This is a genomic window from Acinetobacter sp. CAU_H_S170_2 (genome assembly GCF_058890445.1).
In genome coordinates, this window is the sequence record NZ_JBZYAE010000001.1 from 2,351,913 (window position 1) to 2,378,687 (window position 26,775).

The window sequence follows — 26,775 nt, forward strand, 5'->3', positions numbered from 1 at the left end:
GACCCGTTGAAGAAACGGGTCTCTAATTCTAATTTCTATGTATTAGAAATTAGCAACAAAACTTACACCATAGCGACGACCATCTAAAGTTTGCTCACCATCAGCATTCTCTGCAGTTTCATCTAACACATTATAAACACCAAATTTACCTTTCAAGTTTGGTGCAAATTTATAGTTAAAACCAACATCGAGGAAGTTATATCCAGGAATTGGGTCAGACATACTTGAGCGACCTAAATACGGTGTAGTTTCTCCGCGCACATGTAATCGGCTCCAAATATTCAAAGCATCGGTTAAGTCATGATCTACTGTTACATTAAATACATGTTCAGGCATGCCATTTAAAGGCTGCCCTTTAAATTGACCTGATTTAATTTCTGTATCTGTGAACGTATAATTTGCAGTTAAGGTTGTATATTCAGCTAATTTGGCATCAAATGTCACCTCTACACCACGTAACTCAGCTTTACCAATGTTTTCACGTGTGCTGATAAATGCAAATGGAATACCGTTTTCAGAACATTTCCACGTTGAAACATCATTACGGTTGTAGTCAGCATTACCCGTTGAATCACATTCACGAATTTCTTCAATTCGATCTTTAAACTGAGTTACATAACCTGTAATAGAGGTATTAACGTGATCATTGTTCCAGTAAAAACCTAACTCTGAAGTAACAGTTGATTCTGGTTCTAGGTCTGGATTTGCTTTAATAATTCCTCGACCCGTTGTTGTTGGAGAACCACTTCCTCCTGTCACACTATAGAAGCCGTCCGTCACAGAACGAATATCTGGTTGTTTATAACCTGTAGAAACCCCACCCTTCACGGTAAATTGGTCAGTAAAGTTATAAACACCATAAATTCGCGGAGAAATATTTCCTTGATATAGTTCATCATGGTCATAACGGGCCCCAAGCGTTAAATTAAAACGATCGGTTAAACTCCATGTGTCTTCTAAGAATGCAGCAGCTGACCAGCGTGTCAATTCATCAAACTCTGGAACCAACGGATTTCGGTTTGTTGCTCGATCTAACAAACTTTCATCTTTATAATACCCACCAAAAGCCAGTGTATGATTACCTAACAACCAATTCCACTGTGTATTTGCAGTCCATGTTTCTAAATCAATTCCCTTCGTTCCCACGAACGTATTTTCACGATCTGGGTTTTTAGAATTTTCATATTGAATATAAGATTTACTATCCAAATTATCGGTATATCGCCCATTATGCGTTAAGGCATAAACACTACGTATATTTCGACTTGCAGAGTCAGTACCTGTTGCTGCAACCGTTTTACCTGCCGTAGCCTCAGACTCTTGTGTGAAGAAATTTGCCTCTACAGCTAAGTCGTGTTGATCATTAAGCACATAAGTTAAACGTGAATTTAAACTTTCCGTTGTATGGCCTGTAAAACCACCTAAATAAGAGTCTTCTTTTCTCTCTAAATGATTTAGACCTAACTGCAAGCCAACTTTATCTTGAATAATCGGCCCTGCTAAATAAACAGAACCATTACGAATGTCTCCAGAATTATTTTTATCTTGAATAGTTGTGCCTAACTCAACATTCCCAGTCCAAACATCCGTCACTTTTTTAGTAATAATATTAATCACGCCACCCATAGCATCAGAACCATACAATGTAGATGCTGGACCACGGATAATTTCAATTCGCTCAATGGATGCAACTGGAGGAAGAATATTTTTCTCCATACCGTAGTCATCGCCATTTGGGTTAACGTCTTTAGAATATTGACGCTTTCCATCGACTAAGAACAAGGTGTAATTCGAAGACATTCCTCGAATACTAACTGTTTGACTTGCATTTTCACCCGTAATAACAACACCCGGAACACTTCTCAAAACATCTGTAATATCGTTATATTCACGTTTATCTAATTCTTCACGGCTAATCACAGTAATTGATGCTGGTGCTTTTGAAACATCCTGCTCATAACCCGTTGCCGATACAACAATCGTCTGTAATTGTGTTGCTTCTTTCTCATTTGTGGTTTCCACAACGTCATTTGCCATCGCAAATGAACTCATTGCCCCTACAACAGCCAAAGCTAAAGTTGATCTCGTCAGATTTTTACCCATAACGCATACACCTAAATACAAAAAAGGAGAGATTGTGTAAATTTCATAGGGCATTTTAACAAACGATAAACATATTGCAATAAATATTGATAATTATTCTCAATTACATTTTAGCTTTAGATAAAATATAACCTCCTAATTTAAGGAGGTTATTTGGTAAAGTCGATTCAAATTTATTTGAAGTACGCGCCTTCAGCCTGCGTATGATCCGTCTGGTCAATAACACGACGTAACTCAGGAATGTGTTGTTGCAGAGTCGTTTCAACACCCTGTTTCAACGTGACATCAATTGCTGAACAGCCTTGGCAACCACCACCGAATTTCAGTACAGCCGTTAAACCATGTTCTTCATCTTCAACAACTTCAACCAATGCACAGTTACCACCATGCCCTGCTAGGCCTGGGTTAATTTCAGACTGAAGAATATATGTAATACGCTCTTCAATCGATGCATCAGGTCCTACGCGTGGTACTTTCGAGTTTGGTGCACGGAATGTCAACTGCCCACCAAAACGGTCTTTATTGTAATCAATCACCGCATCTAATAAATATGGAATAGACGGTGTGTCGATATACGCAGGAAAGTCTGGATAATCTTGACGGTAATCGGTTGGGATCACTTCTTCAGGCGCACTATATGCCATACAACATTCAGCACGTGGTGTACCCGGATTTTCAACAAATACACGTACAGCAATGCCCGGTGTATTTTGTTTTTCTAATAAATCACGTAAATACTCTTGTGCAGTCGGAGTAATCAATAAGTTTGGAATTTCCTCTGCAACTGCAGTGCTGCTATTCTCAGTCGACATAACAATCATTTCCTCAAGCTGAAGTTGCTATTTTAACTGAAGATGCGGGGTAATTAAAAAAAATCAACCAAAATTGTCGGATTTATTGTGAAAGTTCATCTTTTCGCTCAATTTAATGGCATTATGACCACAAGATAGTTATATGTAGAACATCTCAGAAATGTTGGATTTACCTTTTAATCATACAGTTACGATCATTATTATTACTGTCATAATTTCTATGGTGGCATTTTCAAATCAGAACGTGATGAACCGTCTGATTTTCTGGCCTCCTGCGATGCAACGTGGGCAATACGATCGTTTTATTACACATGGCTTTATTCATGCCGATGGTATGCATCTCCTGTTCAATATGTTCACCCTATTTTTCTTTGGTAGCATTATTGAAAGTTTTTACCGCCAATACTTCTATGAGTTAGGTTTTATTTTGTTTTATCTGGGTGGCTTAATTTTTGCCATTTTACCAAGTTATTTAAAACATAAGAATGATGTGCGCTGGGCGAGCCTTGGTGCTTCTGGTGCGGTCTCTGCGGTCTTGTTCGCTTATGTGTTGTTTGAACCTTGGAAGCTCATTTTTGTGTTTTTTATTCCAGTACCTGCGATTATTTTTGCAGTGTTGTACGTGGCATATAGCATCTGGTCAGGTAAAAAAGGCAACTCCAACATCAATCATAGCGCCCATCTTTGGGGAGCTGCTTATGGGGTCATCATGACCCTAGTTTTAGAGCCGCGTCTTATTCCACACTTTCTGAGCAAATTAACCCAGTTACCTATTTAAAGCCGAACCCCTAGATTGCAAATGGATTGCATCCATACGCATATAGGCTTAGTAACATTTTTTCACAGCAACGGGTGGTCCTGATTTTTACAATAAACATCAGGACAACTATAAACCAAGGAAATTGCTATGAAAATAATGTCTATATTTGCAGCCTTGATGATCAGCCTCAGTTTTACAGCCTGTGCGGTAAATACCCCTGAAGGGAGTATCATCGTCGATCCTGATCGTTCTTATTATCCTCATGGCCAAGGCGATTTCTGTCCACCCGGACAGGCCAAAAAAGGTCGCTGCTAAACTCAAAAGCCTTCTGTTCAGAAGGCTTTTTTATTACATATATTTTTACATAAATTTGGCATGAAATGCCAAGCAGGAATTTGATTTGGCATAGATAATGTTTACAACTGTATATAAATAGCAAATGCCAGTGAGATTTCTTGCATGTCCAATCCCTTAGATGGTCTTCAATTTCCAATTTACTCGAAAACACAAAAAGTTAGTACCTCACGTACAGGGAAAGAGATTATTGCAGAGGCCTTAGCCAATGTTGATCCCCAAAGCTCTGTTACTGCACTTACAGAAAAGAACTGGCGTAAACAATATCCACGCTATTTTAAATCCTTAGTTGAATTTGGGATTCGTAATCAAATTGCACCGATTCAAATGGCACAAGATGGGCTCAACAAAGCACATAATGTGTTTGAGTTTTATCGAGATGGGCAAAAGCATCTCCTCAAAGATGTAATGTCACTTGAAAGCGCACCACTGCATACTATTAAACTCAAAGGTGAAAATGATGCTGCGCCTGAGTGGTCAGTGCCTTATAAAGGCCAACAACTCAGTGGCGATGCCTTACTCGCACAAATCCAAACATGGTTAGATGCTGGGGTGATTGAACCCAGTCACGCTGAAGCACTGATTGCCTGTGTGGAACATCCTGAATGGTTTGATTTATCTGATCGCACGATGGTTTTGTTCGGTGCAGCATCTGAAGCTGGCCCGCTCACATGGTTAGCCCAATGGAAAGCCAATATTGTGGCGGTTGATTTACCCAATAGTCGTGTATGGGGCAAAATTTTAGACACCATTCAACACGGCAATGCCACGCTATATGCCCCATCGGTTGAAGCGCTGAGTGCAGAAACACCTGTCGCTGTTTTAAAAGAAAAACTCGGTGCAAACCTACTGACACAAGTACCTGAAATTGCACAATGGTTGGTACAAAACCCACATCAGTTAGATTTGGCCGCGATTGCGTATTTGGATGGTGAAAAGCATGTCCGCGTTTCCGTTGCGATGGATGCAATTATGCAACATGTCAGCGCGCACAAAGTAGATACCAGCTTGATGTATATGTGTACACCTACCGATGTCTATGCCGTACCTGAAGAAGTCATTACAGCATCTGAGCAAAAGTTCAGTGGTCGTTCTAAAACGCAACAGATGATCAGTAAAAGTATTTCAACCCTCAGTGGACAACTGTTCTTCAAGAAAAACCTACATGACCTCGTCGAGTCGGATAATAACAAGTCTTACGGCATCACCGACTGTTTAGTGATTGAGCAAGGGCCAAACTATGCATTGGCTAAACGGATTCAACAGTGGCGTGCAACGCTTGCTCGCTCGGAAGGTCAGCGCGTCAGCATCAATATTGCACCATCAACCACCACGCATTCTGTCACCAAAAATCCACTGCTCAAAGCCGCATTTAATGGGGCGAGCTTGTTTGATGTTGAAGCCTTTAAGCCTGAAACAACCAATGCCATCATGGCGGCTTTATGGATCCATGATCTCCGTAATCCTAAGTCTGTAGCTAACCCAGAGGTCAAACTTGAACATCCTTTAGAACTGATGATGCACGGCGCCAATCACGGTGGCTTATGGCGTGTAGCTTATTTAGCACGTACTGCACTGCCCTTTGCAGCACTTTATGGCTTTGCCGCAGATAAACTACCTTTAGACAAAGTCTGGGCGAAGTTCAAAAAGTAAAATATGAACAGCATCGTTCATAAAATACAGAGCTAAAAAACGCTACCTTAGGTAGCGTTTTTTTATCATTGGTTTTTACGCATCAAATTAAACGAACTGTAGGAACAACCAGAACAAACCACCTGATAAACAGATCGTGGCTGGTAAGGTAAAGATCCAAGCCGAAAGAATGGTTCTCACTGTTGCAAAATTCAGACCTGACTTATTCGCCACCATGGTCCCTGCTACCGCAGAGTTCAATACGTGTGTGGTCGATACTGGCATACCAAAGCCATCCGCAGCTGCAATCGTAGTCATAGCCACTAACTCGGCTGACATACCTTGACCATAAGTCATATGGTTCTTACCAATACGCTCCCCCACAGTCACGACAATACGCTTCCAACCGACCATCGTACCTAGACCTAAAGCCAATGCCACAGCCACTTTCACCCACGTTGGGATGTACTGTAAGAATGAATCTAAGTTACTACGATATTCTTTTACTGTCTTTTTGCCCTCTTCCGACATCGCTGGCAATTGATTCGCTTTATCCAAACGTTTGAACGCTGTCGTGCTTAAGTACATGTCATTACGTAGTGCAGAAACTTCAGCTTCAGGAATATCTTTAAGATCTCCATAATGGCCAACACGCTCACCCAAATGATCTGTCAAACTGGCTAAAGCAGGTACGACTTCTGGGGTCATTTCTTTGGTTTGAATATATTGCGTGATCACCGTACGGGCTTTTTCATCTGCAATATCGTTATGATTCGGATAAATCACAGCCGCAGTTTGATCTGAAAGTTGAGCAAATGACTGAATGTGCTGTGAATCTAAATTCTTATTTAAAGAATAAGCCAAAGGCACAATACCAATCAAAATCAGCATGATTAGACCCATACCTTTTTGACCGTCATTTGAACCGTGAGCAAAACTTACACCTGTGCAAGTAAAAATCAAAATGGCACGAATCAGTGGAGGTGGTGGTTTGTTGCCTTCAGGTGGTTGGAACAGTTCCAGTTGTTTCTTAAAGATTTTTTTCACCAATAAGAACAACACTGCTGCAAAAGCAAAACCGATCATGGGTGAAAACAGTAAAGCTTTACCGACTTTAATCACCTGATCCATATCGACACCCGAAGCACCACTGCCTGAATGCATCAAGTAGTTCATGATGCCCACACCTAAGATCGAACCGATCAAAGTATGTGAACTTGATGCTGGAATACCCAAGAACCATGTGCCCAAGTTCCACAAAATCGCAGCAATCAACATGGCAAACACCATGGCAAAACCTGCGCCTGAGCTGACATTCATAATCAACTCAACGGGCAGCAGCGCAATAATACCGTAAGCCACTGCACCACTTGCGACCATAACCCCAAGAAAGTTACAGAAACCTGCCCACATCACCGCAACAGGTGCAGACAGTGCATTTGTATAAATGACCGTTGCAACCGCATTGGCAGTGTCGTGGAAGCCATTTACAAACTCAAAACCCAAAGCAATGAACAACGCCGTCGCTAAAAGAATTAAAGAGTAAAGATTCAGTGCAGGAACATGCGATAAGTCAGCAGAAAGCTGAAAGCCAATATAAATTAGCGTTGAAATAATGACCGTTAAAAACACCGGCATAAAAAATTTCGGTGTAGGTACGTGCACATTCGTCGACTTGACCTGTGTCACGTGCACCTGATCTTGGACGGGAGGAATATTAGAATTCATGCAGACGGCTAAAGAGGATATCAATATCCCCTATTGTTCAATTTAATTGTGACAATTATATGACAAATGCGTGTCACATGAAGCCAATTTTTTCATAATTGGCTTATTTTAGATCAGCAGTAAATCGCTTATAAGCCTTGAACGCACTGTGCTGGCTCAAAATTTAACTTTTCGGTGCGGATTACGCTGAATTATTTTCTTACATTTGGCTGTGCTGTCTGTAACAATCTGCTCCAATCAATATTTTTCATCTCTATTTCTTCTGATCTATTAACATAGCGGGTCTATATTTCACTTTCGTGAAAACTAAAGCTAAATCAGCCTTTTTTATTTGCCATATAGCCAATACCACTTGAATTAGGCATCAATCAACCTGCTTTTCTGCTAAAATATTGCACGTTTTGAAAACCTGTTTGTGAGTTTTGAATGTCTACACTTGCCACCTTAAAAGCACTTCTTGCCGAGCGCATCCTTATTATCGATGGTGCGATGGGTACCATGATTCAGCGTCACAAGCTCGAAGAAGAAGATTATCGTGGTGAACGCTTTGTAGATTGGGCTTCTGACCTCAAAGGTAACAATGACCTGTTGGTATTGACTCAACCGCAAATTATTCAAGGCATTCATGAAGCGTACCTCGATGCTGGTGCAGACATTATTGAAACCAACAGCTTTAACGGCACACGTGTTTCAATGTCGGATTACCACATGGAAGATCTTGTTCCCGAGATTAACCGCGAAGCGGCACGCTTAGCCAAAGCCGCTTGTGAAAAATATTCAACCCCTGACAAACCACGTTTTGTGGCAGGTGTATTGGGGCCCACATCACGTACCTGTTCGATTTCACCGAATGTAAATGACCCTGCGTTCCGCAACATTACTTTTGATGAACTCAAAGAAAACTACATCGAAGCGACGCATGCCTTGATTGAAGGTGGTGCAGACATCATCTTGATCGAAACCGTGTTCGATACCTTAAACTGTAAAGCTGCGATCTTTGCAGTAAAAGAAGTGTTCAAACAAATTGGTCGTGAACTTCCACTCATGATCTCAGGCACCATTACCGATGCATCTGGTCGTACCTTAACAGGTCAAACCGCAGAAGCGTTCTGGAACTCGGTTCGTCATGGTGACTTACTCTCAATTGGTTTTAACTGCGCCCTAGGTGCAGATGCCATGCGTCCACACGTGAAAACCATTGCTGATGTAGCCGATACTTTTGTTTCAGCGCATCCAAATGCAGGCTTGCCAAATGCTTTTGGTGAATATGACGAAACCCCTGAACAAACCGCAGCCTTCATTAAAGAATTTGCAGAAAGTGGTTTGATCAATATTACCGGTGGTTGCTGTGGTACAACGCCTGATCATATCCGTGCAATTTACAATGCAGTGAAAGACATTCAGCCACGTCAGGTGCCAGAAACCAAACCTGCCTGCCGTTTAAGTGGTTTAGAACCGTTTAACATTTATGATGATTCGCTATTCGTGAACGTCGGTGAACGTACCAACGTCACAGGCTCAAAAAAATTCCTACGTCTCATCCGTGAAGAAAAGTTTGCTGAAGCTTTAGAAGTTGCACAACAACAAGTTGAAGCTGGTGCACAAATCATCGACATTAACATGGATGAAGGGATGCTCGATTCGCAAAATGCGATGGTGCATTTCCTGAATCTGGTTGCATCTGAGCCTGATATTTCTCGTGTGCCAATCATGATTGACTCATCAAAATGGGAAATCATTGAAGCTGGTTTGAAATGCGTACAAGGTAAGCCAGTCGTCAACTCGATTTCCTTAAAAGAAGGTTATGACGAGTTTGTCGAAAAAGCGCGTTTATGCCGACAGTACGGTGCTGCGATAATTGTTATGGCCTTTGATGAAACAGGACAAGCTGATACTGCTGAACGCAAGCGTGAAATCTGTAAACGTTCTTATGATGTTTTAGTCAATGATGTTGGCTTCCCTGCCGAAGATATTATTTTTGACCCGAACGTGTTTGCAGTTGCAACAGGGATTGAAGAACATAATAACTATGGCGTCGACTTTATTGAAGCCACAGGTTGGATCAAGCAAAACCTACCGCATGCTATGATCTCAGGTGGTGTCTCTAACGTCTCCTTCTCCTTCCGTGGTAATGAACCTGTACGTGAAGCGATTCACTCTGTGTTCCTTTACTATGCCATCAAACAAGGCATGACCATGGGGATCGTCAACGCGGGTCAAATGGCGATTTATGACGATATTCCAAAAGAACTGAAAGATGCTGTTGAAGATGTTGTTCTGAATCAAAACCAAGGTGAATCAGGTCAAAACGCCACAGAAAAATTGCTTGAAGTGGCAGAAAAATTCCGTGGTCATAGTGGCGCGCAGCGTGAAGCTGAAAACCTTGAATGGCGCAATGAATCCGTTGAAAAACGTCTCGAATATGCGTTGGTAAAAGGCATCACTACCTATATCGACGAAGATACCGAAGAAGCCCGCCTCAAAGCTAAACGTCCACTGGATGTGATTGAAGGTGCTTTGATGGATGGCATGAACGTGGTCGGTGATCTGTTCGGTTCGGGTAAAATGTTCCTACCACAAGTGGTGAAATCTGCACGTGTGATGAAACAAGCTGTGGCTTGGTTGAACCCGTACATCGAAGCCGAAAAAGGCAATGCACAATCCAAAGGTCGTGTGTTAATGGCAACCGTAAAAGGTGACGTACATGATATTGGTAAGAATATCGTGGGCGTGGTCTTGGGTTGTAATGGTTATGACATCGTTGACCTCGGCGTCATGGTTCCTGCGGAAAAAATCCTGCAAACCGCGATTGATGAAAAATGTGACATCATCGGTTTGTCTGGTTTGATCACGCCATCTTTAGATGAAATGGTGTTTGTGGCCAAAGAAATGCAACGTAAGGGCTTCAAAATTCCATTGTTGATTGGTGGTGCAACGACCTCTAAAGCACATACCGCCGTTAAAATTGACCCGCAATATTCCAATGATGCGGTGATTTATGTGGCTGATGCTTCACGTGCTGTTGGTGTGGCAACCACCCTGCTGTCTAAAGAAATGCGTGGCAACTTTATTGCCGAGCATCGTGCTGAATATGCCAAAATTCGTGAGCGTTTAGCCAACAAGCAACCGAAAGCAGCGAAGCTTGGCTATGCAGAATCTGTTGAAAATGGCTTTAAGATTGATGACAACTATGTGCCACCAAAGCCAAATGCTTTGGGTACGCAAGTCATCACCAACTATCCATTGGCAACATTGGTTGAATATTTTGACTGGACCCCATTCTTTATTTCTTGGAGCTTGGCGGGTAAATTCCCGAAAATCCTAGAAGATGAAGTAGTCGGTGAAGCTGCAACGGATTTATATAACCAAGCGCAAGCCATGCTCAAAGATGTGATCGAGAATAATCGTTTCGATGCCCGTGCTGTATTTGGTCTATATCCTGCTCAACGCACAGGTGCAGATACAGTCAGCGTGTTTGATGAAACAGCGCAGAATGTCACGCATACTTTTGAACACTTGCGTCAGCAGTCTGACAAAGTTACAGGCAAGCCGAATTTATCTTTAGCCGACTTTATTAGCACCTCGAAGGACAATACCGATTATCTTGGTGGTTTCACGGTATCAATCTTTGGCGCAGAGGAATTGGCGAATGAATACAAAGCCAAAGGTGATGATTATTCTGCAATCTTAGTTCAGTCTTTAGCGGATCGTTTTGCTGAAGCTTTTGCAGAGTACTTACACGAGCGTATTCGTAAAGAGTTCTGGGGCTATAAAGCCGATGAAACCTTGAGTAATGAAGAGCTGATTAAAGAGAAGTATGTCGGTATTCGTCCTGCACCAGGTTACCCTGCTTGCCCAGAGCATTCGGAGAAAGCAGTGTTATTTGATTGGTTAGGTTCAGAAGCGAAGATTGGTACAAAATTGACTGAACACTTTGCGATGATGCCACCTTCTTCTGTGAGTGGTTTCTATTATTCACACCCTGAAAGTGAATACTTTAACGTGGGCAAGATTTCTCAAGATCAGCTTGAGGATTATGCAAAGCGTAAAGGTTGGACACTGGATGTAGCGAAGCGTTGGTTAGCGCCGAATTTAGATGATTCGATTATTTAATTTAGAGTTCTTATAATCTCCCTTACGAAGCAATGCTTCTCACCTTCTTTAAAAAAGAGGGGGATGTCATGTGATTCAATTTGTTACGTGACAGCTCCTCCCTTTTCAAAGGGAGGTTGGGAGGGATTAACATATTGAATAAAAAAATAAAATCTATAATATCAAATAAATAATTAAATTGCTTTGAGCATGGGGAAATATGTCTATTCCAAAGATTAAAAAATTAATCATTAAAAACTTTGGTTGTATTGGGTCAAATTCCATTGAATTAGAAATTGATAAAATTGTAATTTTAGTTGGAGCAAATAATGCTGGTAAGAGTACAATTTTAAGAGCCTTTGAGGTTGTTACAGACAATTTACAATTAGAAGAGTCTGACTTTCATAATAATCAAGTTTCTCCAGATTGTTTACCTGAAATCGAAGTACACTCAATTACGACAAATGATACAAAACCTGGTAATGAATGGTGTTTACCATTAGATGATGGAACTTTTCTAGTTAAAGAAAAATGGACATGGGCGGGTACAAAGAAAGAACCTATACGAGTTGGATTCAATATACATGAACAAAGATTTGCTATACAAACTGATGCTGAAAAAATGCCTTGGGGAGTCAATAGTGTAGCAAAAGCTAGAAGACCCAAACCACACCGAGTTAGTACTTTTGATGAACCTGAAATTCAAGCAAGAGCTATTAAATCTCTACTAAAAAATTTATTAGATGAGGCAATTAAAACGCATAAAAGCTCAGATGAAGATGATAAAACAATCTATGAGACCATTATTGAGTCATTAGATACCCTAAGAAAAACTACAAAAAGTCAACAAATACAAAATATTGAAGAACTTGAAACCTCTGCAAATGAAATAATTGGAAAAATTTTTCCAAATCATGAGCTTAAAATCTCTTCACCTGAAATAAATACTCCAATAGAAATAACTTTACTTGGTGATGAATTTGATGTTCATATGGGGACGATAAATGGAGAAAAATTCCCTTTGGAAAAACAAGGAAGTGGTAGTCGACGAACCGCCTTATGGACCATTTTAAAACTTCTAGCTGATAAAGGCATCAAAGCTAAAAATACAACTGCAAAAAATGCAAAATCTCAGCATGAAAATTTAGGCTCCAATACTTCACACATCTTACTTCTTGATGAACCTGAAGTAAGTTTACATCCTTTGGCTATCGCTAACGCCCGTGATGTTTTATATTCATTACCAGAAAATAATAATTGGCAAATAATGATTGCCACACATTCACCGAATTTTATTGATTTAAGTAAAGATCACACAACTGTTATTAGGGTAGAAAAAAGTCTTAATAATGACATTGAAGCTTCAACACTTTATAGACCTGAAAACTTACAGCTAGATGCTGACGATAAAGAAAATTTAAAATTAATGAATTTATTCGACTCACATATTTCACAAGCATTTTTTGGTGGAAAAATTCTCATTGTAGAGGGTGACACTGAATACTCGGCATTTAATTATATCCGTGAAAAAGAATCATTAAGCAATGAACACTACCATGATTTAAATATAATTAGAGCAAGAGGAAAAGTTACTGTTGCATCAATGATGAAAGTATTAAATCACTTTAAAAACAAATATTACGTACTTCACGACACTGATACACAACAATGTCTAAGTAAGAGAATAAATAAAGACTTAAGTTCAGATAAACATAAAGTTTATGACACAATTACTATCACAAATCCTGCATGGACTAACAACAATAAAATAAAAGCTCAAATGACAAATAAATCACGCGTAATAGCATCACTCATAAACTTTGAATCAGCATATTTTGCAGAGACAGTAGAATCAGATAAACCTGAAAACTGTATAAACAATATTAAAGAATGTGAAATTAAATACGCTACGATTAAACAACTTTTGGATGGAATTTTAGAAATTAACAATACGACTTTACCAAATGGCGCTATTTGCTGGAATGAATTAGCAGATCTTGAAGATTCAATCCCAACAATAACCTTAAAATAATCCCTCCTAACCTCCCTTTAAAAAAGGGAGGAACTCCGCGAAAAAATACCACCATCAAATTTGCGAGAAGTCCCCCTTTCTCAAAGGGGGATTTAGGGGGATTCTAATTTAATAAGTTCTAACCTTTGCTCAACAACACAATAAATCTGCTCCACCACCCCATCAATCTCAGTCAAAATCTGCCTGTTACTATACCTCACCACCACAAGCCCTAATTCACTTAAAGCTTGATCCCGAATTTGGTCAGCCGAACGACCATCTTCGGTGTAATGCTGCCCACCATCACATTCGATAATTAAATTCGCTGCAGGACAATAAAAATCGACGATAAAATTTAGAATCGGCTTCTGTCTATAAAACTGCAGCCCTAAAATCTGTTTACGTCTTAATCTCTGCCATAACAGTTGTTCAGCATCAGTCATACTATTACGTAAATCACGAGATGGAAGTTTTAAGTATTTGTTATAAGGTTGCATCACGGCACTCTTAATTTTCATATCTTCTTATAATAACCTTGGCATAATACTGCCAGAGAATAACAATGCACGAAACATCATCATGAACGCAAACCAACTTTTCCTCGGTGTGATCTTTAGCTCAATTGGTTTAGGCTATTTTTTCTATGGAAAAAGCAAAAAATGACCGTGCCCTTTGTTGCAGGTCTGGTTTTAATGGTTTTTCCTTATTTTATTGAAAGCAATGTTTTGCTTAGTAGCATTGGTATTTTACTGTCTGTCATTCCGTATTGTTTACGTTTTTAAAGCGACTTAGCCGTTTCAAGCGACTCGACGAACTTTATGTCGACCACATTCCAGTGATGCATCATCTCGCGTAGAAATATAAAGTAAACCAGACTGAATAGCCCTTGTTTGGTCACCTTCGCCAAATAATATTCCCGACACTCAAGAAATGCATTAAAGCCACTTTCAAGCTGTACACGACTTATACTGTGCTGATTTGGGAAAAATAAAGTCAAAACTTGCTGAAATAAAGCATCCGTACTGATTGCACTTTTGGATTGGGCATACTGGACGGGAACCGATTCTAATATTTCTTCAATCACATAAATCATCGACTCAATCGCAAGCTCATCCAACAACCCATGGCGCATACTGTTTGACTGTATAAAGCTTAAACCTTGATCTAGCTGGATATGCTGTCCATCCATTTCAAATGCCAGCTGATCTAGGCCGAATGAAAACTTGAGTACACCATTCAGATCCGTCATCGCTTCAATACTCCAAAGTCAAAGTACATACATTCAATGCCGTTATTACCGATCATAATCATCAAGCCGAAATGCAATCGCGCCATCTTCGTTTGATAAGATAGCGCGATTAAGACTGAAGGTCAGCCGTATTCCGTTAGTTTGCTTGAGTCTTCGGTAAAAAGAAGGTCGCCAAACCGAGTAAAGGCAATAACGAACACACACCAAACACCCATTCAATGCCTTTGACATCGGCTAAATATCCTAAACCTGCTGCGGCGATGCCACTCACACCGAACATTAAACCGAACATCAAACCTGCAATCATGCCCACTCGTCCCGGAACGGCTTCTTGTGCATAAACCACCATGGCTGCAAAGGCAGAGGACAGTACTAAACCTGTGATAATCGACAGTACAGTCGTCCAAAATAGATTGGCATGCGGCATCATCAACGCAAACGGTGCCATGCCAACAAAAGACACCCAAATCACCGCTTTACGCCCAATTCTGTCTCCAATCGGCCCACCTGCAAATGTACCCAGAGCCACAGCAGCCAAAAAGGCAAAGAGATGTAACTGCGCACTTTGCAAACTGAGGTGAAACTTGTGCATTAAATAAAAAGTGAAATAGTTACTGATGCTGGCGATGTAAGTAAATTTGGCAAACATCAACACGCAAATGGTCGACAGCGCGATGACGAGTTGACGCCCATGCAGTTTGCTTTGCACTTGATGCGCTTTGGCAGCCAATTGTTTTTTACTGTGACTGATGCTCCAACGGCTGACACCGAACAACACCCAAATCGCAAGTAAAGCAAATACAATCAACCATGCCACGGCGTGCTGTCCGAAAGGCACAATAATCAGCGCGGCCAATAAAGGCCCAATGGCTGTACCTGTATTGCCACCGACCTGAAAGGTCGATTGTGCTGTACCAAAGCGCCCACCCGAAGCCATACGTGCTACACGTGAGGCTTCAGGGTGAAAGGTCGAAGACCCTACACCAATTAATGCCGAGGCCATGAGCAGTACAATAAAATTCGGTGAAAAGGCCAACAGTAAAATGCCACTAAAAGTCACCACCATACCGAGTGGGAGCAGATAAGGTTTCGGATGTTTATCGGTATAGAGTCCAATCCAAGGTTGCAGTAGCGATGCCGTAATTTGATACACCAATGAAATCAGTCCGACTTGTGCAAAGCTGAGCGAGAAATTGGTTTTCAGCATCGGGTAAATGGCTGGCAAAACAGCTTGAATCAAGTCATTGAGCAGATGTGCAATAGCCACAGCCCCCACCACTTTTATGATCATGCCTTGCGGCTGCTCATTGATCGTAGCTTCGCCCATACCCTCTTTTATTTGAATTGAAGACGACATACCTCGCAAACTCCATGTATTTTTCATCAGGCATTGATTGTAAAATGTCATTCATAAGACTATCTTCCAATAATCATTGTATAACTGACAATTTTAAACTACACATGCCAAACTCTCTGATTCAAACCGAAATGTCCGAATTGGTGATTGGGCTTTCTTCTGAGCATACCTATCGAGAGATTACCCCTGCGCATACCCATTCGCGGGCACAGTTTCTGTATGCTTCGACAGGGATGATTCAAGTGTTCACCCCAAACCACGTTTGGATCGTGCCGCCGATGTGCGCACTATGGATTCCGACCCATGTTGAACACAGTGTGATTTCATTAAGTCGAGTTAAGCTCAATACCGCATTGGTTCAAGCCGATGCAGCTGCACTGCTGGGGCAACATTGTTTTATTATTCGGGTCAGTAAGTTATTGCATGAACTGCTCATTCGGCTCAATGCGATTGAACACATTCCACCCTCCGAACTGATCAGCTCTGATGAACTGTCACGATCTTTACAAATTTTAATTTTTGATGAAATTCATAAAGCCAATCTGTTGCCGATTCAGATTCCATGGCCGCAAGATCGACGCTTAATGAATATTTGCCAAGCGCTGTTAAGTACGCCCGATCAGTTAAAAGATTTAAGCACATGGGCAGATGAAATTGGCACCAGTTCCAGAACCTTGATGCGCATGTTCCAAAAGGAAACGGGGCTATCTTATCGCGCATGGGTTCAGCAAATGCATATTGCCCATGCCTTAAGTAAAATTGCCAATGGTGAATCTGTCGCGCAGATTGCAAGATCTCTTGGTTATAGCAATCCGAGTGCATTTAGTACCATGTTTAAACGTCATTTAGGACAGACCCCGCAACAGTTTAAATATAAAGATGAATAGAACGATACTCGCACCTAAGCACTCAGACGATCGACAAATAAAATACCATTGAGATGATCGATTTCATGCTGCACTATTCGTGCAGGAAAACCTTCAAAAGTGCTTTCCATTACCTCACCTGTCAAAGTGTGATACAGCACCTTAATACTTTGCGCACGCTGTACCTGACCGCGTTCATTCGGCACACTTAAACAGCCTTCTTCACCTAAGGTCGTTGCTTGCGAAAACTCTAAAATTTCAGGATTGACCATCACCACGGCGTCCATTTCAGGTGCATCGGGATAGCGTAAATTTGGCCGTGAAGCCACAATAATGACCCGCTTTGAAATATAGACTTGTGGTGCAGCAATGCCTACACCGCTCCGCTCTAACATGGTCGCAATCATGGCAGAAGCCAACTGCATGAGCCAGTCACTATTAAATTCTGCATCTGCGACGCGAGCAGCTTTGAGTCTTAAAATATCTTCACCACGTTGTGCAACAGGTAAAATCACACTCATACACAAATCCTCATTTTTATACCTATTTATTCTTTTTTATATCATAAGCTTTTTATCTCGCCTGCGTTATATATTTACGTTGACTGTCAAATCAACGATATTGATTCATGTATAATTTTTAGTTCAGCCCCAGTAAAGAAAGATTGATTATTCATTCAAAAAAGACTTCTTTAAAATCAAATATAAACCTTTATTCAGCTTTGGAAATATACGCATGGATGCAACACCACGTTTGACCAGAGAAGACAAACGTACCCTTGGGCTGTCATCACTCGGTGGTGCACTTGAGTTCTATGACTTTGTTATTTATGTTTTTTACGCCAAAATTATTTCTGAGTTGTTCTTTCCCGCAGGGCTCAGTCCGTTTTGGGCCATGCTGAATACTTATGGTATTTTTGCCGCAGGTTACTTCTTCCGTCCACTTGGCGGTGTAGTCATGGCGCACTTTGGCGACCTCATTGGTCGTAAGCGACTCTTTAGTTTGTCTATTTTGCTCATGGCTTTACCTACCCTCATGATCGGGGTTATGCCGACCTTTGAAACGATCGGTTATGCTGCGCCGCTGCTTTTGCTCCTTATGCGGGTAATACAAGGCATTGCAATTGGTGGAGAAATTCCAGCGGCTTGGACCTTTGTTTCTGAGCATGTCCCCTCTGAAAAAATTGGTTTTGCCAATGGCTTACTTACGGCTGGTTTGTCACTCGGCATCTTGCTCGGTGCTTTAATGTCACTATTCATTTCTCTTCAGTTTAGTGAAGCAGCTATACATGATTGGGCATGGCGCATTCCCTTTATTGTGGGCGGTATTTTTGGCTTAGTGGCCTTGTATTTACGCAGTTATTTGAAAGAAACCCCAGTATTCAAAGCCATGCAAGCACGTAAAGAGCTTTCTAAAGAAATGCCGGTGAAACAAGTCTTAGCCCGTCATAAAACCGCCGTGGTGATTGGTATGCTCTTGACTTGGTTCTTAACTGCTTGTGTGGTGGTACTGATTTTAGCCATGCCAAACTTACTGACAGGTGCCTTTGGATTTGAACGTAGCGATGCTTTTCAAATGCAAAGTGCTGCGATCATCATGCAAATGCTGGGATGCATACTCGCTGGAATATTGGCTGATCGTTTTGGTGCAGCCAAGGTCTTGATTTTTGGCTCGCTCGGTGTCGCCGCTATCGCAACCATTTTCTATCACAGTTTAGGTGCGGTCAGTCCAACTACTGTGTTTGCACTGTATATGCTTTTGGGATTCTTTTCAGGCACGGTAGGGCTTGTGTCCTATAGCATGGTCAAAATGTTCCCTGCTCCGATCCGCTTTTCGGGCATTTCGTTTTCCTACAATGTCGCCTATGCCATTGCAGGAGGCATCACACTGCCTTTGGTTCAATGGCTCAGTCTCTATAGCAACATTGGCGCGATGTATTATATTTGGCTGGTCTGTTTGGTTTGCTTCTTCACAGCTTTGGTTTATCGAACTCAGTTTGAAACCAAGCCATAAAAAGAAACCCTTCAATCGAAGGGTTTCTTTTTATGCAAGCTACTTTGAAAACATGAGGTCAAAGCCTTTAGCTTAAAGTTTCTGCATGCAGATTTTGACGCAGTTCATCTTCCACAATATCCAGCTCGATTTGGCTAAACTTACGGATTTCACCTTCAGCATGTTTTTCTAACATACCGCCAATTAATGGCACTTTCACTTTTACCGTCCATTCCAGTTGAAAGTGAATCTGCTCATCATTACCCGATACACTACGTTGGCACACGGCTTCTAAAGGTAAGTTGGGGTCTAAACGGACTTCCGAGCTCAATACAACTAAATTGCTGACGTCGGTACGTTGTAAGCGAAAGGCATCTTTTAGAAATTTCTTCGCAATATCAGGAATATTGACATCCAAATTATACGCGCGCTTGAGGGTATAAATATCGCCGACTTTATTCGACTCCAAAATTTCCAACTTCTCACCGGGAATACGACGACAAACATTTTCATGTAAGCTAATATCGGCTGCGAGTCGACGGAAGTCATCCAATGAAACACCTTTGATGGTGGCATTGACTACAAACTGATGTGCCATAATATTAAATCCTTTATTTTTTGTTTTTGTAAACATCCATGCCCTGATCAGGACTGAAAACTGGATCTCGTCATCCTGTAGAAAGGTCAAATATAGACGATGTTCCAGCACCGACTATACCGTGATCTAGATTTCAATGTGCGCCATTCTGTATGACAATATCATCTGCAATATGAATAAAAACCACGCGCTCAAAACAGGCCAAGCGAATATCAAAATGCTCGGCCCCATCATCCAGTCCTGTAACCGCCCAACTTGCACTGCTGGGTAAGTCATCCAGCCAAGTGGCCTGATAAAAATCCGCAACCGAAGCAAAGTCCAAATATTGCTGTGGACTTCCCTTTAACCGCTCAATGACCGACTCAAATTGAGCCAATTGTGCGTGTTTAAAATCAATCAACATACCCAGCCTATACACTTTTTAGCTGTTGTTTATGTCGTACCTGAGTCCATTGCCACCAGCCAAAAGCCGCCAAGCCAACAAAGCCTGCATATAAAGCCGCGGTTAGGAACAAATCTTTATAGATAAACATACCGACATAAACAATATCGACAAATACCCACAGCACCCATGTCGCAATATGTTTACGACTGGTCCAATAAGTCGCCAACAGACTAAACGCTGCGAGCTGCGCATCCAATAGCGGTACAGCTGCATCGGTCAAATACTTTAAGCTCAAACCAAATACTGCACCAGCCGCAGCGGCAAGCAGTATTTGCAAAATCACTTGCCGAGCTGTAATCGGTTCAATCCGAATATCATGATCTTGTTGTTTACCTTTGAGCCAGTGATAAAAACCGTAAAAGTTCACCACTACAAAGAAAAACTGCAAAATGGTTTCGCCATATAGCTTATAGGTATAAAACAAATAGCCATATAAGAAGAAAGCAGCGAAGTTAAACCACCAACACCACATATTGCGCTTAATGGTCAACGTCACCCCGATTAAGCTAATGATGACTGCAAATATTTCAAGGCTAGACATGGTTCAACTGGTATTCAAAGAAGTGCTGCTATTATGAAAAAAAACTCAATAAAGGCAAGACAATTCGGCTCAATCTAAACGCCGCTCTTTTTTCGGGGAATCTGAGCAAACTGTCGAGTCACAGAATGCATACGCATAAGTTTTGACAGTTTTCTAACAATCGTTTAAAAACTTATAAAACGATGCAGGAATAATCAAAATGTCAGAACAACAAGGTCGTGTCAGTCGCGAAGTTCGCGGTTCGTTATTTTTAATTGGTTTAGACCGCGCAGCCAAGCGTAATGCTTTTGATAGTCATATGATTCATGACTTATCACTGGCCCTTACCGAATATGAGGATGATCCTTCACTGCGCTGTGCTGTAATTTTTGCGCACGGAGAACACTTTACTGCTGGGCTTGATTTGGTTGAGTTGCAACCCAAACTCACTGCAGGCGTTTTCGACTTTCCCGTGTCACAAATTAACCCTTGGGGCACCAACTCCAGACCCCGCACCAAACCCGTGGTTGTGGCAGTCCAAGGCTTTTGCTTCACCGCTGGAATTGAACTGATGCTCAATGCCGATGTGGTGATTGCGGATGCCAATACACAATTTGCCCAAATGGAAGTGCAACGCGGCATTTTACCTTTTGGCGGTGCAACGGTTCGCTTTGTACAAGCCGCAGGTTGGAACAAAGCCATGCGCTATCTACTCACAGGTGACAGCTTCAATGCGCAAGTAGCTCTCGATCTTAATTTAATTACCGAGGTCGTAGAAACGTCCTCGCCAAACACTACATTAGAGCGAGCATTGGCCCTTGCAGAATCGATTGCACAAGCAGCACCACTCGCCGTTCAAGCTACACTGGCTTCTGCACAACAAGCCGTACAGCACGGCGCAGACTATGCCTTTGCACATTTACAAGAGCACCTCAGCCCACTACTCAAAACCCAAGATGTCCAAGAAGGTGTCATGGCAATGCTACAACGCCGCCCTGCTCAGTTTAAGGGACAGTAAAGCAAGGGCAATAAAACTTAAAAGTCTGGAACCGACTTTAGTATTTAACAAAAAGAAGAAACGATGATGCAAGCCACCGCCCATTTAGATTCGACCCAAATTGAGAAACAAACTGTAAAATTTTCAGCAACCGATGGTTATGTACTCGTTGGTACACGTTATCGTTCATCTGAGCCGATCAAAGCCAACATTATTGTTGCCAGTGCAACAGGTGTACCACAGCAGTTTTATCGCCGCTTTGCCGAGTATGCAGTAGCTCTAGGTTATCAAGTCCTAACTTTTGATTATCGTGGTGTGGGGCTTTCTGCACCGAAGCAACTCAAAGGTTTCGGCATGTCCTATTTGGACTGGGGACAGCTAGACTTGTCGGCTGCTATTGACTCTATCCGCAAAGATGGCAAACCTATTTTTGTGGTTGGACACTCTTATGGAGGCCAAGCACTCGGTTTAACCCACAACCATGACCAAGTCACTGCGATGTATTGCTTTGGCACGGGTGCAGGCTGGCATGGCTATATGCCGTTTCGGGAGAAAATGAAAGTGCATGTGATGTGGAATATTATTTTCCCGCCGATGGTTGCACTAAAGGGCTATCTGCCTTGGAGTCTGCTGAAAATGGGTACCGATTTACCTGTGGATGTCTACACACAGTGGCGAAAATGGTGTAAAAATCCGACCTACTTTTTTGCAGATCCAGAGCAGCAACACTTACTGGAACAGTATGCACAGGTCAAAACTCCAATCTATGCTGTTTCAGCACTGGATGATGACTGGGCTTTACCGAACTCAAGGCATGCATTTATGCAGCATTATCGGCATGCGAACATGCATTATCTCAATATTGAAGCCAATGACTATGGCTTAAAAGAAATTGGACACATGGGATATTTCCGCCAAGGGGCCGAAGCCATCTGGGACGATATGCTGAACACTTTCGATGGCTATTTATCATCACCAACCACTACGGAACGTTAAAGCTCTATGCGCCCACAAAAACTGAGTAAAGAACAAATCCAGTTGCACTGCATGCAAACATTTAAAACCCATGGTTATGCAGGCACCAGTATGGATTTACTGGCAAAGTCTTGTGGGCTCAGTAAAGCAGCATTTTATTATTATTATCCCAATAAAGAAGCTTTGGTTTTAGATATTTTGCAAGTCAGCCAGCAATACTTAAACCATAAACTGTTCAGCATTTTGTGTGATACGCACTTAGAGTATTGCGTTCGCTTTGAACACTTGCACCAGCAAGCGGTCAACTTTTTTAGTGCGGGTGTTCAAGGCTGTTTAGTCGGGATGCTGTCTTTGGAAGTCCCACATTTATCCGAACAAATTCATCTCAAAATTCAATCGATTTTCCAAGATTGGGAGTTGGCGTTGTTACACTACTTTCAGCAAGTCATGCCTATTGCTCAAGCTGAGGTACTGGCCAAAATCAGTGTTGCCGATTATGAGGGGGCAATCTTAATGACACGCTTAAAACAGGATGACTTCTATCTAACTCATGTTGCAGAAAGAATTCTTAAGCAGTTATCCATAGCTGTGATGGACGCTGTGGAGGCTTAAGCAATAGATCAATCCCGAGTACGATAGCTTTTTTTATGCTCGCATCCACTGCGGTCAATATGCGTATAAAACATGCCATAACGACTTACATAATATTCAAGCGACTGATCATAAAAGCTCCAAAAAATAGACCATTCATTTAAATCCATTTTGCGGATTTGTGTCTGGGTTTTCGCAGGCATTTTGACCAATAATGTGCTTTGCATTAACGTTGCATCTTCTTCGACCGTGAGCAATATCGCTTGATCTAGAAATAAAGTCGCCACGTCATCGAACAGCTCTTGTTCATAAGCCTCAACTTCAATAACACGCTCAACCTGAGGTGCTATATTGGTATGCGTTGCCATTTGCACAGATGCTGCTTCCGATTCAACCGCTTTTTTTTGTCGCTTCAGAAAGCGGTGCTTTTTTTGAATTTTGATTACAATAATAGATGCCGCAACCAAAGCAATGAGTATGCAAATCATCAGTAAAAATGTCGCCATGCTCTGCTCTCGTAACAAATATTCCCTTTTAAAATACAGCATTATCGCTCAAATAAACACCAAATTAATTAAAACAGACTACGTATAAACTCAAATGCTCAATTCGATGACTTGTAATTGGGTGTTGATTCTCAGACCAATTCAAGTGATTCAACACATATTCGCACAAACGTGAAAGGCATCACAAAATGTGATTTTTCACTCACAAAATCACTATAAAAAATAATTAACTTAGTGCGATTGAACAACAAAGTTACATCCGTACTAACAGTAATTCAATTTAATAAATACAGTCCCTAGCATGAAATAGCTCTTTCTATAGCTCTAAGAAGAAAAGATGATACGGGCAGCCCAACTTCAGGACATTCCTGAAATTTTAAATGTCGTGCACGACAGTATTCGATCATGTATCAAAGACCACCATCGCCATGAAAGTACGATTCAAATTTGGCTAGAAAATAAAACCCAATCCAACCTGATTATGTGGATGCACTATAACGACAGCTGGGTTTATGTACTCAATCAGCACGTAGTAGGTTTTATTATGGTCAGTGATCAAGGTCGTATTTTACTCAATTATATTTCATCCGCTGAACAACAGCGCGGTATTGGGAAAGCCTTATTAGAAACCGTTATTGAACATCTTAAACGTAAAAAAATTCACCAAATTAGTTTAGAAAGCACCCAAACAGCATGCTCTTTTTATCAAAAACATGGCTTTCAAATCCATGTCCAAGACATTCCAAATCCCAAAATGGTGACCATGGTTAAACTCTTATCCTAAGGTTTATTAACAGAGGTATGACTCAACTAAATTCACTCATTTTCATAGGATTCATTGGGCATTTTCATCTGATCACGGCCCGCTTCTTTGGCTTGATAGAGTTTTAAATCAGCCGCTTTCATAAGGTCGTGAATATTGGCATAACTCGTTTCATGATCCATCCACGACACTCCCATACTCAAAGTCACATAATCTTTGCCATCTAGTCGGTTATGATGCTCAAAGCGCGCACTACGCACCGCATCTAAAACGGTTTGCATAATCTGGCTAATAATCACAATTGGGACATTATATAAAACAATAGCAAACTCTTCCCCACCATAGCGTGCTAAGTAGGCATTATGTGGCAGTACCGCACCAATCACTTTGACCAGATTTTGCAGGACTTCGTCGCCCTTTAAGTGCCCATAGTAATCATTATAATTTTTGAAATAATCGACATCCATCATGGCAAAAACCAAAGTTGCATGACTATCTTGTTGTGTTTCAATAAAGCGCTGCTGAATTTCTTGATTCAATGCACGCCGATTATAGGCGCCTGTTAAGGCATCAATTTGAATTTGATATTCGAGTTTTTCATTTAAGTCATGTAATTGAGAGGTGCGCTGTTGCACTTTTTGCTCTAAAGAATCATTCAATTCAATTAAATTATTATTTAAACGTTCGGTATGGTAAGTCTGATAAGCATAGTTACGTGATTGTCGGAACATCACCAAAAGTGCATACAGACTGGTAGAGATAAAAGATAGATGAATCGAATCAATCACATGTAGCGTTAGTAAAAAGTCATGAATGACCGATATACACAGCAATACCACGGCGTATAAATTGATTTTCGAATATTTTTGTTTGGTCTTTAAAGTAAGGTAAAAACCATAGGCAAAATTAAGCAAAATAACAATACTGAAAAATGCGCTATAAAAAGCCAGCTGCTCAAAAACAACTTGCTCGGATAACAAGGTAATGACGATATTCAAGGTCAAAACCAACATGGAAACGGTATAAATCCAACGCTGTAAATAGTACTGATTGAGCAAATACATATAGCTCAAAAAAAACATGACCGCTAAATAGATAAATAAATATTCTAAACGTATGCCCCACAACCAGTTGATATCTAGGAAGGTCGTATAAGCATATGGCGCAGTAAAAAGATTATGTAAGGCAAGAAATAAAATAAAAATACCAAAAACAAAAATACTTTTACTATTCCGTTCATCTGAACCACGGAACATCGAGAACATGGTGGTGAACATTCCTACACCAAACACCACGCCACAGATCATGGCGATACTCATCATCAGTTGCTGATAATGTCGATTAATCGTTTTAGCAATGCCAATATGCATGGGGCTTTCAAGGCCGCCGCGTAAATTGTTAAAGTTTGAGGCTTGTATACTTAAAGTAAAATAGGGGCTGTCAGGGACAAAATAAGCAATCCGCGGTGCATTTTCTGTTTGCTGTGCTCCCGCATTATCCGCGACATCCCCTAAACGAACTAAAAAATCGCCATTGAGATAAACCCGATAAGCACAATTTTGATTGGGGATATGAATGGCTAGCCTTCGGCCAATAAATTCATCCGGAATTTTGAAATGACCGACAAAAGTCCCATAACCCGTATTACTGCCTGTAAGTTCTTGAAATGAAATTGGAAATTCGGTAGTTTTAGAAGGGAGTTTACGATTAGGCTGAGAAATCAGCTCTTGGTCATAATAAGACCATGTACCTTTTAAATAACTGGTGGTTTGTTCGGTGAATTGAATGTCATTGACATTTTTTTGATGCAAATAATACTGCGTGGGCTCAGCTTCATATTGTGCCCACGTCGAAGGTATCAAACTTAAAACCAGCAAACAGCTTAAAACAAACCCAAACAAAGACCGTTTGCTCAATGAGCTATACAAAAGCGACTCTTCCCTTAAATACGCTCTGCCTAATAATTAATCTACAAATGTTTTTCTTAAAAACCAAGTGTTTTTACAAATGAATCAAATACATCCTTGTAATTGACTCTTTTAATTATCACTATTTTTGATTAATCACGTGTTTTTACATCATACAATTCAATTTCAAAAATCAAATTTGAATTGGCAGGAATAATATTGCCCATTTTACGCTCACCATAAGCCAAATGTGATGGCACGATGAGTTTACGTTTACCACCCACTTTCATGCCCATAATCCCTTGGTCCCAACCTTTAATGACACGGCCTGTCCCAATCACAGTTTCAAAGTAGTTCCCGCGGTCTAAAGATGAGTCAAATTTGGTTCCATCTTCTAACCAGCCCGTATAATGCGTAGTGATTAAAGCACCTTTGACTGCTTCTTTGCCTTCACCGACAACCAAATCAATAATTTCTAATTCTGCGCTCATGTTCTCGCTCCAACCTGTTCAATCAA

At 41.1% G+C, this 26,775-nt stretch carries 24 protein-coding genes and 1 pseudogene; 12 read left to right on the forward strand and 13 right to left on the reverse strand.

Going from position 1 to position 26,775, the window contains the following annotated elements; all coding sequences use genetic code 11:
• Positions 1-42: 42 nt before the first annotated feature.
• Together AC5EUN_RS11625 and nfuA are read right to left on the reverse strand one after the other, a co-directional pair.
• Entirely contained in the window at positions 43-2,103 is a 2,061-nt protein-coding gene (locus tag AC5EUN_RS11625; protein WP_058952101.1) for a TonB-dependent receptor domain-containing protein, read from the reverse strand.
• Between the two features lie 173 nt (positions 2,104-2,276).
• Positions 2,277-2,915, reverse strand: a complete 639-nt coding sequence (gene nfuA / locus AC5EUN_RS11630) for a Fe-S biogenesis protein NfuA (protein ID WP_004981041.1) — start codon at positions 2,913-2,915, stop codon at positions 2,277-2,279.
• A 160-nt stretch (positions 2,916-3,075) separates the two neighbouring features.
• Between nfuA and AC5EUN_RS11635 the strand changes: the two genes are divergently transcribed.
• The 3 genes from AC5EUN_RS11635 (at position 3,076) to AC5EUN_RS11645 (ending at position 5,682) form a co-directional block, all read left to right on the forward strand.
• Complete coding sequence (locus AC5EUN_RS11635; RefSeq protein ID WP_058952102.1) at positions 3,076-3,693, forward strand: rhomboid family intramembrane serine protease; 618 nt, start codon at positions 3,076-3,078, stop codon at positions 3,691-3,693.
• 129 nt (positions 3,694-3,822) lie between these two features.
• Complete coding sequence (locus tag AC5EUN_RS11640) at positions 3,823-3,990, forward strand: hypothetical protein (protein WP_094148780.1); 168 nt, start codon at positions 3,823-3,825, stop codon at positions 3,988-3,990.
• A gap of 144 nt (positions 3,991-4,134) precedes the next feature.
• On the forward strand, positions 4,135-5,682 hold the full coding sequence (locus AC5EUN_RS11645; protein ID WP_058952103.1) for a hypothetical protein: 1,548 nt from the start codon (positions 4,135-4,137) through the stop codon (positions 5,680-5,682).
• Between the two features lie 87 nt (positions 5,683-5,769).
• Here the strand turns inward: AC5EUN_RS11645 and AC5EUN_RS11650 are convergent, their stop codons facing one another.
• A complete protein-coding gene (locus tag AC5EUN_RS11650) occupies positions 5,770-7,389 on the reverse strand; it encodes an inorganic phosphate transporter (protein ID WP_058952104.1) in 1,620 nt (539 codons plus the stop codon).
• Between the two features lie 426 nt (positions 7,390-7,815).
• On the opposite strand from AC5EUN_RS11650, the gene metH reads away from it, so the two are divergent.
• Together metH and AC5EUN_RS11660 are read left to right on the forward strand one after the other, a co-directional pair.
• Positions 7,816-11,502 carry a methionine synthase gene (gene metH / locus AC5EUN_RS11655; protein WP_094148779.1) on the forward strand — a complete coding sequence of 1,229 codons (3,687 nt, stop codon included), beginning with the start codon at positions 7,816-7,818 and terminating at the stop codon, positions 11,500-11,502.
• A gap of 199 nt (positions 11,503-11,701) precedes the next feature.
• On the forward strand, positions 11,702-13,513 hold the full coding sequence (locus AC5EUN_RS11660; RefSeq protein WP_493352359.1) for an ATP-dependent nuclease: 1,812 nt from the start codon (positions 11,702-11,704) through the stop codon (positions 13,511-13,513).
• 92 nt (positions 13,514-13,605) lie between these two features.
• Here the strand turns inward: AC5EUN_RS11660 and AC5EUN_RS11665 are convergent, their stop codons facing one another.
• The gene (locus AC5EUN_RS11665; protein WP_058952528.1) at positions 13,606-13,989 is read right to left on the reverse strand and encodes an endonuclease domain-containing protein; all 384 of its coding nucleotides are present in this window, start codon (positions 13,987-13,989) and stop codon (positions 13,606-13,608) included.
• A gap of 82 nt (positions 13,990-14,071) precedes the next feature.
• Between AC5EUN_RS11665 and AC5EUN_RS11670 the strand changes: the two are divergent.
• Positions 14,072-14,274: pseudogene (locus AC5EUN_RS11670) on the forward strand (amino acid transport protein).
• On the opposite strand, the gene AC5EUN_RS11675 reads toward AC5EUN_RS11670, so the two are convergent.
• Positions 14,271-14,741 (reverse strand): hypothetical protein, encoded by a 471-nt coding sequence (locus tag AC5EUN_RS11675; protein ID WP_058952107.1) that lies wholly within the window; start codon positions 14,739-14,741, stop codon positions 14,271-14,273. The pseudogene AC5EUN_RS11670 and the gene AC5EUN_RS11675 sit on opposite strands and share 4 nt — an antisense overlap.
• 136 nt (positions 14,742-14,877) lie before the next feature.
• Positions 14,878-16,098, reverse strand: coding sequence for an MFS transporter (locus AC5EUN_RS11680; protein WP_058952108.1), 1,221 nt, complete (start codon positions 16,096-16,098; stop codon positions 14,878-14,880).
• Between the two features lie 104 nt (positions 16,099-16,202).
• On the opposite strand from AC5EUN_RS11680, the gene AC5EUN_RS11685 reads away from it, so the two are divergent.
• Positions 16,203-16,985: an AraC family transcriptional regulator gene (locus tag AC5EUN_RS11685; protein ID WP_058952109.1), complete on the forward strand. Its 783-nt coding sequence runs from the start codon at positions 16,203-16,205 to the stop codon at positions 16,983-16,985.
• A gap of 14 nt (positions 16,986-16,999) precedes the next feature.
• On the opposite strand, the gene def is transcribed toward AC5EUN_RS11685, so the two are convergent.
• Entirely contained in the window at positions 17,000-17,485 is a 486-nt protein-coding gene (gene def / locus AC5EUN_RS11690) for a peptide deformylase (protein WP_004694417.1), read from the reverse strand.
• A gap of 214 nt (positions 17,486-17,699) precedes the next feature.
• Between def and AC5EUN_RS11695 the strand changes: the two genes are divergently transcribed.
• Positions 17,700-18,977, forward strand: a complete 1,278-nt coding sequence (locus AC5EUN_RS11695; protein ID WP_094148896.1) for an MFS transporter — start codon at positions 17,700-17,702, stop codon at positions 18,975-18,977.
• 67 nt (positions 18,978-19,044) lie between these two features.
• Here the strand turns inward: AC5EUN_RS11695 and AC5EUN_RS11700 are convergent, their stop codons facing one another.
• The 3 genes from AC5EUN_RS11700 to pnuC all read right to left on the reverse strand — a co-directional run bounded on the left by AC5EUN_RS11700 (position 19,045) and on the right by pnuC (position 20,540).
• Complete coding sequence (locus AC5EUN_RS11700; protein ID WP_058869189.1) at positions 19,045-19,554, reverse strand: DUF2505 family protein; 510 nt, start codon at positions 19,552-19,554, stop codon at positions 19,045-19,047.
• Positions 19,555-19,687: 133 nt separating this feature from the next.
• Positions 19,688-19,957 carry a hypothetical protein gene (locus tag AC5EUN_RS11705; protein ID WP_058952111.1) on the reverse strand — a complete coding sequence of 90 codons (270 nt, stop codon included), beginning with the start codon at positions 19,955-19,957 and terminating at the stop codon, positions 19,688-19,690.
• 7 nt (positions 19,958-19,964) lie between these two features.
• Positions 19,965-20,540 carry a nicotinamide riboside transporter PnuC gene (pnuC, locus tag AC5EUN_RS11710; RefSeq protein WP_058952112.1) on the reverse strand — a complete coding sequence of 192 codons (576 nt, stop codon included), beginning with the start codon at positions 20,538-20,540 and terminating at the stop codon, positions 19,965-19,967.
• 199 nt (positions 20,541-20,739) lie between these two features.
• Between pnuC and AC5EUN_RS11715 the strand changes: the two genes are divergently transcribed.
• The 3 genes from AC5EUN_RS11715 (at position 20,740) to AC5EUN_RS11725 (ending at position 23,103) form a co-directional block, all read left to right on the forward strand.
• Positions 20,740-21,537, forward strand: coding sequence for a crotonase/enoyl-CoA hydratase family protein (locus AC5EUN_RS11715; RefSeq protein ID WP_058952113.1), 798 nt, complete (start codon positions 20,740-20,742; stop codon positions 21,535-21,537).
• Positions 21,538-21,603: 66 nt separating this feature from the next.
• A complete protein-coding gene (locus AC5EUN_RS11720) occupies positions 21,604-22,512 on the forward strand; it encodes an alpha/beta hydrolase family protein (protein ID WP_159153542.1) in 909 nt (302 codons plus the stop codon).
• A gap of 6 nt (positions 22,513-22,518) precedes the next feature.
• The gene (locus tag AC5EUN_RS11725) at positions 22,519-23,103 is read left to right on the forward strand and encodes a TetR/AcrR family transcriptional regulator (protein ID WP_159153514.1); all 585 of its coding nucleotides are present in this window, start codon (positions 22,519-22,521) and stop codon (positions 23,101-23,103) included.
• A gap of 8 nt (positions 23,104-23,111) precedes the next feature.
• Here AC5EUN_RS11725 and AC5EUN_RS11730 read toward each other — a convergent pair whose 3' ends face one another.
• The gene (locus AC5EUN_RS11730) at positions 23,112-23,588 is read right to left on the reverse strand and encodes a hypothetical protein (RefSeq protein ID WP_228276916.1); all 477 of its coding nucleotides are present in this window, start codon (positions 23,586-23,588) and stop codon (positions 23,112-23,114) included.
• A gap of 337 nt (positions 23,589-23,925) precedes the next feature.
• Here AC5EUN_RS11730 and AC5EUN_RS11735 point away from each other — a divergent pair, with 337 nt between their 5' ends.
• Complete coding sequence (locus AC5EUN_RS11735) at positions 23,926-24,372, forward strand: GNAT family N-acetyltransferase (RefSeq protein WP_078388431.1); 447 nt, start codon at positions 23,926-23,928, stop codon at positions 24,370-24,372.
• Positions 24,373-24,404: 32 nt separating this feature from the next.
• On the opposite strand, the gene AC5EUN_RS11740 is transcribed toward AC5EUN_RS11735, so the two are convergent.
• Both AC5EUN_RS11740 and AC5EUN_RS11745 read right to left on the reverse strand, forming a co-directional pair.
• On the reverse strand, positions 24,405-26,279 hold the full coding sequence (locus tag AC5EUN_RS11740) for a sensor domain-containing diguanylate cyclase (RefSeq protein ID WP_159153516.1): 1,875 nt from the start codon (positions 26,277-26,279) through the stop codon (positions 24,405-24,407).
• Positions 26,280-26,410: 131 nt separating this feature from the next.
• A complete protein-coding gene (locus AC5EUN_RS11745) occupies positions 26,411-26,749 on the reverse strand; it encodes an FKBP-type peptidyl-prolyl cis-trans isomerase (RefSeq protein ID WP_004981094.1) in 339 nt (112 codons plus the stop codon).
• Positions 26,750-26,775: the final 26 nt, after the last annotated feature.